The following is an 11,475-nucleotide window of genomic DNA, read 5'->3' as shown; positions in this document are numbered from 1 at the left end:
ATATATCAATCTTAATTTTTACAAAATGAATTCAATCAAAATATTCTCTGTATTTCTTTTGATGATTACAATCGTTTTCACTTCATGCAATGTCAAAAAAAATACAGTTGTAGCGCATCGAGGCGCATGGAAAAAAAATAATTTACCAGAAAATTCAATAGCTTCACTTCGACACGCTATTGATTTAAAACTTGCCGGGTCAGAATTTGATGTTTGGAGAACCACCGATGATTCACTTATAATCAATCACGATGCGCATTATAATAAGTTACTTATTGAGGAAACGAATTATGCCGACTTAATAAAATTTAAACTTTCAAACGGAGAAAAGCTTCCAACTTTACACGAGTATATTTCAGAAGGAAAAAAGAATAATAAACACACACTTTTAGTCTGTGAAATTAAGCCTTCGGAAATAAGTAAAGAAAGAGGAAAACTGACAGCTTTAAAAACCGTAGAAACCATCAAAAAACTTAAAGCGGAGAAAATAACTTCATATATCAGTTTTGATTATGAGATTTTAAAACAAATCCGAGAGATTGATAAAGTAACTTCTTTGCAATATCTGGAAGGGAATAAATCTCCAAAAGAAGTAAAATCAGATCATATTTCAGGTGTTGATTTTCATTATTCCGTTTTTCAAAAACATCCTGAATGGATAAAAGAAGCAAAAGAAAACAATATTACGCTAAATGTCTGGACAGTAAATGATGCTGATATTATGGATTGGATTGTTGAAAATAACTTTGATTATATCACAACAAACGAACCTGAATTGTTGATTCAAAGAATAAAGAACAAAAAATAAAAATAGAAAAAAATGTATAAACTAATTTCAATACCGCTTTTACTGCTTTTGTTTTTGTGTAATAATACAATTGCACAAAAAACGAATATTCCTGGTAAAACTGAATGGTTTGACCCGAATAAAAAAGCATCAACTTATTGTAATCCAGTTAATATTGGTTACAATTATACTATTGAAAACCATAATGGTATTCCAGAATCCCGTCGTTCAAGTGCAGATCCTGTGATTATTACTTTTAAAGGTGAATATTATTTATTTGCTACAAATCAGGCTGGATATTTCTGGAGTAAAGACATGTCTGACTGGAAATTTGTTTATGGAAGTTTTCAAAGAAAACCAGCCGATGACGATCAATGCGCTCCGGCTGCGTGGGTGGTAAACGATACTTTATTTTATGTAGGTTCAACCTGGAAAAGAGATCATCCTATCTGGAAAACTGCCGATCCAAAATCAGGACAATGGTTAAGACATGTTGGTAAAGCAATGCTTCCTACATGGGATCCTGCGATTTTTCAGGACGATGATAAAAAAGTATATATGTATTACGGTTCAAGCGGAAAATTACCACTTGTAGGCGTTGAAGTAGATTACAAAACATGGCTTCCGAAAGGAAATCAGGCAGATTACGAAAAACTTTATAAAGCCACAGAAGTTGAAGATATTCAGCGTCCGTATGGTCAAATAAAAGAAGTTGTAGGTTTAGATCCTGCATCTCACGGTTGGGAACGTTTTGGACCAAATAATGATATGGAACCTGCGCCTTGGGGAAATTTTATTGAAGGTGCGTGGATGACCAAACACAACGGTAAATATTACATGCAATATGGAGCGCCGGCAACGGAATACAAAGGCTACGCAAATGGAGTTCATGTTGGTAATAGTCCGTTAGGGCCATTTACATATCAAAAACACAATCCAATGTCGTATAAACCGGGAGGATTTGTAATTGGAGCCGGACACGGAAATACTTTTGCAGATAATTATGGAAATTATTGGAATACCGGAACGTGTAAAATCTCGATAAAAGATCGTTTTGAGCGTCGTATTGATATGTTTCCTGCCGGATTTGATAAAGATGATGTCATGTATTCGATTACTTCTTACGGAGATTTTCCAATAATGTTACCAACCAAAAAACGAAATCAGGAAAAAGGAGCTTCATCAGGATGGATGTTACTTTCGTATAAAAAGCCCGTTACAGTTTCTTCATCAGAAGAATGTATGGAAGTTGAAACGCACAGAGTTGACAACGGCGGTAAAAAAGTATACGAGAAATTTTGTTATGGAGCGGCGAATTTAACCGATGAAAATATTCAAACCTATTGGTCAGCAAAAACAGCGAATCCCGGAGAATGGCTGCAACTGGATTTAGGGAAACAAATGCAAATAAATGCATTACAAATTAATTATGCAGATCATAAAGCAACGCAATATAATAAGGCAATGGATATTTATTATCAATATAAAATATACATGTCTGATGATGCTGTAAATTGGAAATTAGTCGTTGATAAATCTAAAAATGCAAAAGATGTTCCGCATGATTATGTAGAATTAACAAAAGCAATTAAAGCGCGTTACATCAAAATGGAAAATATTCATAATGCATCTGGATTGTTTGCTATTTCAGATTTTAGAGTTTTTGGAAATGGATTGGCTGAAAAACCAACGCCAGTTTTAGATTTTAAAGTAAACAGAAATGCATCAGATTCTCGTAACGCAATGATTTCATGGAAAAAACAAACTGACGCAATTGGTTATAATATTTATTACGGAATCACACCAGATAAATTATACAATACAATTATGGTCTATGATGAAACTTCATATGATTTTAGGGGTTTAGATAAAGGAACAAAGTATTATTTTACAATCGAAGCTTTTAATGAGAATGGAATTAGCACAAAAAACGAGTTAATCGAAGTAAATTAATTTTAATAATATTTTTAGAAATCGTTAAATAAAACTAGTTCCAGTTCTTAAGAATTTTGTTCCTTTGCCTGACAACCCAAAATGCTATAAACCATATGAAAAAAACGATTCTTTTAACTGCTTTAGTTTTAAGCGGATTGGCATCTTCTGCCCAATCAAATGATGAAAAAAACATTAAATTATTCTATAAAAAAGCATTAACCGAGGCTAAATGTTATACTTGGTTAGAATATTTATCCAATGATATCGGAAGCCGTTTATCAGGTTCTGCAACTGCTGCCGAAGCGGTACAATATACTAAAAGACAACTTGATGCATTAGGACTTGATAAAGTATATTTACAGGAAGTTATGGTTCCGCATTGGGTTCGTGGTGAAAAAGAAACAGCCTATATTTTAGACGGAAAAGTAAAAACCAATATTCCAATTTGTGCGTTAGGTGGATCAGTTGCAACGCCAAAAACGGGACTTACAGCAGAGATTATCGAAGTACAGGGAATTGAAGAATTAAAGACATTAGGAGATAAGGTAAAAGGTAAAATTGTGTTTTTTAACAGACCAATGAATCCTGAAAATGTCGAAACATTTGTTTCCTACGGAGCTTGTGTAGATCAAAGATTTGCCGGAGCAAAAGAAGCAGCAAAATTAGGCGCTGTAGGATCAATTGTTCGTTCAATGAATTTACGTTTAGACGATTTTCCTCATGCTGGAGCTCAAAGTTATGGCGATTTACCAAAAGAGCAATATATTCCAACAGCTGCAATTAGTACAAATGGAGCTGAATTATTAAGTAAAACTTTAAAAGCTAATCCGGCTTTAAAATTCTATTTCAAACAATCTTGTGAGACTTTGCCGGATGTTTTATCACATAATGTAATTGGAGAATTAACAGGAACCGTTACTCCATCAAACATTATGGTTGTTGGCGGACACTTAGATTCGTGGGATTTAGCCGATGGTTCTCAAGATGATGGAGCAGGAGTGGTGCAAAGTATGGAAGTAATTCGTATTCTTAAAAACTTAAACTACAAACCAAAAAATACCATTCGTGTTGTTTTATTCATGAACGAAGAAAATGGCGGAAAAGGAGGAGCGAAATATGAAGAAGTTTCCAAACAAAATAATGAAAACCATATTTTTGCTTTAGAAAGTGATTCAGGCGGATTTACTCCAAGAGGATTTTCTATAGAAGCTGACGATGCAAATTATAAAAAAATCAAAGATTTCAAAGACCTTTTCGAGCCATATTTAGTTCATAGTTTTACAATAGGACACGCAGGTTCAGATATTGGTCATTTAACATCTAAAGCAATTGTAAAAGCAGGATTGAAACCAGATTCACAACGCTATTTTGATTATCATCATGCTGCAAACGACAAATTTGATGCGGTTAACAAAAGAGAACTTGAACTTGGTGCTGCAACAATGACTTCATTAATTTATTTAATGGATCAAACCGGAATTATAACGCCAACGGCGAATTAAATTTCCCACAATAAAAAATATCTAAAAGCTATGAGTTTATACTTGTAGCTTTTTTTTGTTTGAATACTTTCACAATAGTTTTATTTAAAGCTTCATCACGACTAAATAATACAAAAATGTTATCGGAATATTAGAAAGTAAAATTAAGATTTTAAATGCGATATCTTTTCTATATTCCGGTAAATGAATAAATCTGTCGGCTAAATGAGTAAGCATGATACTATTTAACGCAATACCTGAAAGAGCAAACGGCCACGCAATAACCAAAATATTTGGACTTTCGTTTGAAATGATATAAAGTATAAACAAAAAAGTACTGATTACAAAAGTGCCAATGGCTAACTCCGCATATTGTTTTTCTTTAAAAGTTTTGTCTTGAATCGTTTTCATAAATTTAAATTTTAAAAGATTGTTGAATAGAGTGAATGGGCATAAAAAGCATTTTCGAAAAATCCAGATAATAGAATGTAAGTGCCTCTTTTCCTTTTTTATATTGTTGTATAAAATATTTCATTTGTTTTGGATAAAAGATTGTACCGGACGCAATAACCAGAAACAAATACAAACTCTTCTTTCCGTTTCCTAAAAGGTAATATTGCATTCCTATTTCTTCAATTACAGAAATTCCCGTATTAGTCAGCACATGAATAATATCGTGATCTTCCAGTTTTTCCTGAATATCAAAATGATTATTGTATAGAAAATTTCCTAATCCAAATCCCAAACTGCCTTCAGGATAATTCAGCAATTCGTCCTTGTTGATTTTCCAGGGTTCATTTTTTTTAAAATATTTTTGATAAGGCTTTTTGCTGCACTCATACAATTTTTCGATACAATAATCTTTCATAATTATTTTTTAAAAGTTCTTTGAATTTCAAAGTAAATTATTAAAGAAAAAAGCTAATATATGTGCATTAGCTTTTAATCATTTTGTTAATAGTTGTCTATTATTGTTTTTAATACTTTAGAATTGGCAAGATCAACAGGAGCAACGACTTTTTCGTCAAGCGGAATTTCATTACCATATCGTTCCTTTAATATTTTTTGAACCCTTGCATCACTTAAATTAAAGTCTTTTAAATATCTTAATTTTGAAAGTTCAATACCAGCCGCATTTTTATATATTTTCCAGACAAGTTCAGAGCAATATATCTTTGTATCCGTCCATTCAAAATACGCATCGTATTCCTTCCCATCAAATTGCTGACTGTAATCCTTCATCTTTTGCAAAACTTCAGGAGTCAAAACCTTGTCATCAATTAATCGTTTCACAACATATTTATTGTCTTTTCCGTGTTTGATCCAGTCTTCAAACGGAGTAAGTTTTACCGGTTGAACCGCTTCAAATACAAACCAGTTTCCGTTTACGTTATAAATTATTCCACAATGCGAAAATTTCGAATTTGTAGCAATTCTGACAGCTTCACATTGTGCAGATTGAGAAGTCTGCAAGATAATATCACCATCTTTCAGTTTGCTTTCAATCGTATTTTCTGTTTTTCTTTTCGAAAATGGATTATTCGGAAAAACCGACATGGCTACAAATAAAGCAAATCCAAAACTCAGAAGGAATGTTATTCCCAGAAACAGGTATTTTTGTTTTTTCATGTTTTTATAATTGAATGCTAAAAGTACTTTATTAAGCTTTACGTCAAATATTCTTTTTCAAATGTATTAAAAGAACTTTGAATTACAAAGTAAATAATAAAAAAAATAGCTGCCAAATAAATGACAGCTATTTTTAATATATTTTTTTGTAATAGATTAAATTCTAAAAATTCCACCTACAGCAATAATTCTTTGAAAAAAGAAAAAGTCCTGTGAAGCTTTATCATCATTACTTTGAGTAGTTCTAATATCCTGCATGTTAATATAACCACCTTTTAGCTCGCCTTGCAAGTAGAAGTACTTGAAAAAGGTAAAGTTAATACCCGCTTTTGCAGATAAACCATAACCGGAAACATGAAAATCATCGTGACGTTCTTTTCCTAGAAGAGTTGTATTAGTTTTAGGATATAAAAGTCCTGCACCTAAACCTTCAGTTAAATTGATCTGAAATTTATCAGTATTTGGTAAATTAAATAATTTCGAAATATCATCATGTCGTGAAACCTCAGTATTAATGTAGTTTAAACCATCTGTATGTTCATACATTAAAAAAGCAGTATTAGTTTCTGAATTACCACCTTCCTGAGCACCACCTTGAGACATATCTACAGGTGTATTATTATAAACTCCGTTGTAAATAGATCCAGACTGATCAACAGGTAAATTAATATTACCAGTAACATTAGCCGTTTGATTTTGGGTCATCACATATTTCATGTGGTCCCAACCAATAGAAACGCTATAATGATCGTTAATGAAATATCCCATTCTAAAATTAGTCTGAGGAATCGTCATGTTAGCCGGATTTATATAATCAATATGATATCCTTTTGGTTTATCATGCGCTTTCATGTCTGCTACTGTAAAGTTGTAATCTTTTCCTCTAAAGTTAACATCAGATTTAGTGTAACTATCTCTATTACCACCCCATGAAACAAAGAACTTTCCTTTATTGTGTGCTGTATATTTATCTTGTATTGCAATTTCTTCCTGAGCAAATGTGTTTACAGCGAAACAGATTAAGAAGAAAGGCAAGAATAAAAATTTATTTTTCAATTATTGATTATAAAATTAAAATGAGTTAACTGTTTTTCTAATGGCAACCAATTTAGTCATCAGACCTTCAAAATAGTCTAAATGTAACATGTTCGCACCATCACTTTTTGCATTTGCAGGATCAAAATGAGTTTCGATAAAAATACCGTCAACACCCACAGCAATACCCGCTTTGGCAACAGTTTCAATCATATCAGGTCTTCCACCAGTAACACCAGCAGTTTGGTTAGGTTGTTGCAGCGAGTGCGTAACATCCAGCACCGTCGATGCATATTGTTGCATAGTAGGAATTCCTCTAAAATCAACAATCATGTCCTGATAACCAAACATTGAGCCACGGTCTGTAACCATCACATTTTCGTTATGGCAGTCAAGAACCTTTTGTACAGCGTGTTTCATGCTTTCAGGACTCATAAATTGCCCTTTTTTCAAATTCACCACTTTTCCCGTATTAGCCGCAGCCATAACAAGATCAGTCTGACGAACTAAAAATGCAGGAATTTGCAAAACGTCAACGTATTGTGCAGCCATATCTGCATCTTCATTTGTATGAATATCAGTTACAGTAGGAACGTGAAAAGTTTCAGAAACTTTTCTTAAAATTTTTAATGCTTTTTCATCACCAATTCCAGAGAAACTATCGATTCTCGAACGATTGGCTTTTTTAAACGATCCTTTAAATACATAAGGAATCTGAAGTTTGTCGGTAATACCAACTAATTTTTCAGCAATTCTTAAAGCCATTTCCTCTCCTTCAATGGCGCAAGGTCCCGCCAATAAAAAGAAATTCCCGCTTTCAGTATGCTTAATTTGTGGAATATGTTGTATGTTCATAATATGATTTTTTGACAGTGCAAAGGTAGTTATGATTTATGAATAGCACATGAAGATTTAAGATTATTTTAAGAAGCTAATCCCGCTATTCACTACAATATTTTTCTCTAAACCCTTTTTTTCTTGGTCTTTACAGGAGCTTCCTCCGGTCGCTCTGTAAAAACCAGAAAAAACAGGCTTTCTCAAAAAATGATTTCCGTTGCTATCAGGGCTAGAAGTCAATGTCATAATTAACGAAAAATCAATAATGTGATGCCGAATAAATCTCTCGCAAAATCGGAAAAGTTTGTCATTTCGACGCAGGAGAAATCTCCGTAAGTAACTCCGCGCCGCAAATCAATCTTTGTCGAGCTTCTCGCGGAGATTTCTCCTCCGTCGAAATGACAATATTGTGTTTAAACTTTGCGTCTTAGCGTCTTTGCGAGATTTTTTTTTAAAGCTTAACTTAATTACATTGGGCTAAAACCGTAGTAGAATTATGGGTTTAATTTAAATAGTTCCTTTAAAACAGTTTATTAAATTATACCTTCAAATTAAATTCTGTTTCCAAAATAGTATCCAATTGATTGTCTTCAAAAGAAATAATTTCAGTAATCCCGTTTGTGACTGATTTGATTGAATTTTTAAATAATATTTTTTTGCCCAAAGGATTCTGTAAAACAACAATTAAATTTTGAGTAAAAAAAGAATCCGGATGTGAGTAATTATAATGATTAGCAGGTTTAAAATCAATCCAACGTTGCGGATTCAAATCAAACGAATATAAATTAGACCATTCTTTGCCAATTTTTAATTGGAGTAAATACTCGTCTTCTTCGGTTTTTACCAAAGTGAAAGTTTCAGAATCCTGCATAATTTCAGTTTCAATTTCATTCAGTTTTAAAGGTTCTCGGATGCTGTTACCTCCAAATCCCAAATCAATCAGATATTCTTCATTTTCGATTGTAGCAATTATTGCCAAATGTGTTTTAGCATTTTGACCTGGATTAACCAAGGGGCGTACCGCAATATAATAATGCGGAACACCAATTTCCTGAAGCATTAACGAAAATATGCCATTAATTTGATAGCAATATCCGCCACGATTTTTATGCACAATTTGGTTTACAATATCATCACCAATTAAAGAGATCACTTTACCCGCCTGAACATCAATATTTTCAAAAGGCACATTAAATATTTGGCTTTGCATCAATTTTTTTATGCCTTCCAGACTCAATTTAATTTCTCCCTCAAAATTGATTCTCTTTAAATATTGGTGTAAATCAAAACTTGAAGCTTCAATTTTATAGTTGTTCTTTGATTGTTCCATTTTAATTTTTTTGTATTTTATCACTACAATCAAAATTAAAACAATTATATAAGTAAAGATTTAATTTAACTTATTTTTCAGGGGCTTTATCAAGTGGCTCTGCAAAAATCATATTGAATCTTAAAAGAAAATATTTAATTTATGATGTATAAGTTTCCGGAATTGAATCATTGCAAATTAGCAATACGAATATAAAGCCATAAAAAAATGCGGAAAGTCAAATGATATTTTCGCATTTTTATGAAATTCTCTTTAGCGAAATATTATTTTTCTTTTAGTAATTTTTCTAAATATTCTACTTTTTCTTTTTCAACCTGAACTAAACGTCGTAAAGTTCAAGTGCAATTTTTCGCACATTATATTACGTGAATTAAATTCATTATTAGTTTGATAATCTTTTGGCTTATTAAGTTTTAGGATCTAATACATTAGCAGTTTTTGTGTATTTTATATAATATACAACAAACAAAATTTGTTCGAAAAGAAATAGAATATTGATAAAAGTATTTATGAAAATTACAGTTTGAATTTGAGTCAGAAAACTATCAGAATCAAAAGAATGAAAGTTAAGTAATTTATAAACGCTGATGTTACTAAATAATACTCCCGGAATGCTTAGAAGTAAATGTGTAAAGAACTTTTTTCGATTTATTTCAAATGTAATTGTTGAAAGTTTCCAATACAAAAATGTGATTATTATTAAAATTAGAAATTTAATGAAAGCAGGAATAAAGGAATATATAGTAGTATTCCAAATTGAGATAAATGCAGAAAAATAATCTGAACTTAAAGAAGTCAATAAAGACAAATACGGAAAAGTAAAAGCAGATAAAATGCTGAAAATTATAAATGACGTTTTGGTTTTGATCATAATTATTTACTTTTCGTAAGATCTTTTAATGAAGTATTGGATAATCATAACAATTATTAAAATGAAAGTTAAGATAAAAGACAACGAAATAAGACCAAGAAATCCCATACCGCATCTAACAGAGTCTGGATTTTGCTCTAAAAATTTATTAAAATTATATGTGGCAACAGAAAAAGCTATTAGAGATAATGCTACTTGCGAGATAAAGCTAATAAAACAAACAGTTCGAAATGTTAATGATATTGTTTCGCCAATTGCTTTTCTGCCAACTATAATTTGAAATAGTAAAGGAAGAATAATTAAAATTATAGGCGTTGTTCCGTACATTATTTAATTGTTGGTTTTAATTTTTATTAAAGTTTCTAATTGAAACTTATCCCTTTTTCAAACTCAATCCCATCGGAACCATCAAAATTCCTTTTTCATAAATATTCAAATAAAGCTTGATAGGTTTCTTTTGACCATCCCATTTTAATTCATAAACATTCAAAAATCCCGCACCCATATCGCTTCTTTTAGTTGGGAAAGGACAACAGGTTTCTAAACGTGTAAAAGTAATTTTTTCTCCGTTTGGTCCCGCTAAAGCATTCAAAAACCGACTTTCGTTTAAAGCTTCATCTTTAGTGTTTTTGTAAAAAATATTTACAGGATAATCCGGATCAAAACCGTATTTTTTATCGTTGCTAAAAAGAGTAATTACAAATGTATTGTCTTTCTTCAAAACTAAATCCGGCGCGTTATCATCGACATTTTTCAAAGTCGATCTTGTACTCACACAAGAAGTTGCAGTAATTAACAAAACGATAAAAAGGACTATTTTTTTCATGATTTAAAATATTGGTACAAATGTAAAAGTGTCTGTGTTTTTTTTTGCTACGATCCCTGAATTTTATTTTCGCAACCCAATAGCAGCGCAATAAAAAGATTAAAAAATTTGCTATATCTGCTAAATCTGCGTGAGAAAAAATCAACATAAATAGGTTTTAACTATATATCTTAATTGTTTTTTCGCCACAGATTAAAAAGATTAAAAAGAATCAGCGTAAAATCCGTTCTGTCAGTTTAATCCGTGAGCCATTTCGCAACAAATTAAACATCGAGGCTAATTTTTTTATTCAATTTAATAATACCTATTACAATCAGATATTGTGCCACAAGATAAGTTAACATAATAAAAAAGGAACTTCTTTCAATTGGTGTATAAAATTTATTGATTGCCAGAATACTATCTGAAAGAACAAATACTGCAGCGCCTAAAAAAACATATGACGCTCCGGGTTTTTTCCAAATTAAATAACCATTAAATGCAAATAAAAGCATGGTTGAAATTACAGCTGCATAAACAATTACAGGAACTTTTAACTCGCCTAATTTTGGCATCAAAAAAGAAACCATTCCAATTAAATAGCCTGCAATTAAAAGGCTTCCAAATCCAAAAAGAACTTTGTTAAAATGAATTTCTCCCGAAATTTGTTTGTTAAAAAGCACACAATAACTTAAATGTGCAATTAAAAAACAGACTAATCCCAGAATAAAATAGATTTCGGCAATATCAGCAAAAAGTAAAATT

13 protein-coding genes are annotated in these 11,475 nt (G+C 31.6%); 4 read left to right on the top strand and 9 right to left on the bottom strand.

The genetic code is table 11. The features are described from left to right. Positions 1–25: 25 nt before the first annotated feature. The 3 genes from ACHZDT_RS20505 to ACHZDT_RS20495 all read left to right on the top strand — a co-directional run bounded on the left by ACHZDT_RS20505 (position 26) and on the right by ACHZDT_RS20495 (position 4,224). On the top strand, positions 26–808 hold the full coding sequence (locus ACHZDT_RS20505) for a glycerophosphodiester phosphodiesterase family protein (protein ID WP_394776564.1): 783 nt from the start codon (positions 26–28) through the stop codon (positions 806–808). A 12-nt stretch (positions 809–820) separates the two neighbouring features. Continuing rightward, entirely contained in the window at positions 821–2,740 is a 1,920-nt protein-coding gene (locus tag ACHZDT_RS20500; RefSeq protein ID WP_394776563.1) for a discoidin domain-containing protein, read from the top strand. Positions 2,741–2,835: 95 nt separating this feature from the next. Beyond that, positions 2,836–4,224 (top strand): M20/M25/M40 family metallo-hydrolase, encoded by a 1,389-nt coding sequence (locus tag ACHZDT_RS20495; protein ID WP_394776562.1) that lies wholly within the window; start codon positions 2,836–2,838, stop codon positions 4,222–4,224. Between the two features lie 84 nt (positions 4,225–4,308). On the opposite strand, the gene ACHZDT_RS20490 is transcribed toward ACHZDT_RS20495, so the two are convergent. The 7 genes from ACHZDT_RS20490 to ACHZDT_RS20460 all read right to left on the bottom strand — a co-directional run bounded on the left by ACHZDT_RS20490 (position 4,309) and on the right by ACHZDT_RS20460 (position 9,905). Further along, a complete protein-coding gene (locus tag ACHZDT_RS20490) occupies positions 4,309–4,614 on the bottom strand; it encodes a hypothetical protein (RefSeq protein WP_394776561.1) in 306 nt (101 codons plus the stop codon). A gap of 4 nt (positions 4,615–4,618) precedes the next feature. Beyond that, on the bottom strand, positions 4,619–5,071 hold the full coding sequence (locus ACHZDT_RS20485) for a hypothetical protein (protein WP_394776560.1): 453 nt from the start codon (positions 5,069–5,071) through the stop codon (positions 4,619–4,621). An 86-nt stretch (positions 5,072–5,157) separates the two neighbouring features. Next, complete coding sequence (locus tag ACHZDT_RS20480) at positions 5,158–5,832, bottom strand: YiiX family permuted papain-like enzyme (protein ID WP_394776559.1); 675 nt, start codon at positions 5,830–5,832, stop codon at positions 5,158–5,160. A 156-nt stretch (positions 5,833–5,988) separates the two neighbouring features. Next, entirely contained in the window at positions 5,989–6,888 is a 900-nt protein-coding gene (locus ACHZDT_RS20475) for a hypothetical protein (RefSeq protein WP_394776558.1), read from the bottom strand. A gap of 15 nt (positions 6,889–6,903) precedes the next feature. Further along, positions 6,904–7,722 carry a 3-deoxy-8-phosphooctulonate synthase gene (gene kdsA, locus ACHZDT_RS20470; RefSeq protein ID WP_394776557.1) on the bottom strand — a complete coding sequence of 273 codons (819 nt, stop codon included), beginning with the start codon at positions 7,720–7,722 and terminating at the stop codon, positions 6,904–6,906. 520 nt (positions 7,723–8,242) lie between these two features. Then, complete coding sequence (locus tag ACHZDT_RS20465; RefSeq protein WP_394776556.1) at positions 8,243–9,034, bottom strand: arylamine N-acetyltransferase; 792 nt, start codon at positions 9,032–9,034, stop codon at positions 8,243–8,245. 406 nt (positions 9,035–9,440) lie between these two features. Then, positions 9,441–9,905: a hypothetical protein gene (locus ACHZDT_RS20460; protein WP_394776555.1), complete on the bottom strand. Its 465-nt coding sequence runs from the start codon at positions 9,903–9,905 to the stop codon at positions 9,441–9,443. A gap of 61 nt (positions 9,906–9,966) precedes the next feature. Here ACHZDT_RS20460 and ACHZDT_RS20455 point away from each other — a divergent pair, with 61 nt between their 5' ends. Then, positions 9,967–10,185, top strand: a complete 219-nt coding sequence (locus ACHZDT_RS20455; RefSeq protein WP_394776554.1) for a hypothetical protein — start codon at positions 9,967–9,969, stop codon at positions 10,183–10,185. Between the two features lie 93 nt (positions 10,186–10,278). On the opposite strand, the gene ACHZDT_RS20450 is transcribed toward ACHZDT_RS20455, so the two are convergent. Both ACHZDT_RS20450 and ACHZDT_RS20445 read right to left on the bottom strand, forming a co-directional pair. Further along, on the bottom strand, positions 10,279–10,731 hold the full coding sequence (locus ACHZDT_RS20450) for a 2-dehydro-3-deoxyphosphooctonate aldolase (RefSeq protein ID WP_394776553.1): 453 nt from the start codon (positions 10,729–10,731) through the stop codon (positions 10,279–10,281). 263 nt (positions 10,732–10,994) lie between these two features. Beyond that, on the bottom strand, positions 10,995–11,475 hold a 481-nt coding region (locus ACHZDT_RS20445; protein ID WP_394776552.1), incomplete at its 5' end, for a lysoplasmalogenase.

Source organism: Flavobacterium sp. (genome assembly GCF_043722275.1).
Taxonomy (GTDB): domain Bacteria; phylum Bacteroidota; class Bacteroidia; order Flavobacteriales; family Flavobacteriaceae; genus Flavobacterium.
This window is presented reverse-complemented; position numbering and strand designations above follow the sequence as displayed.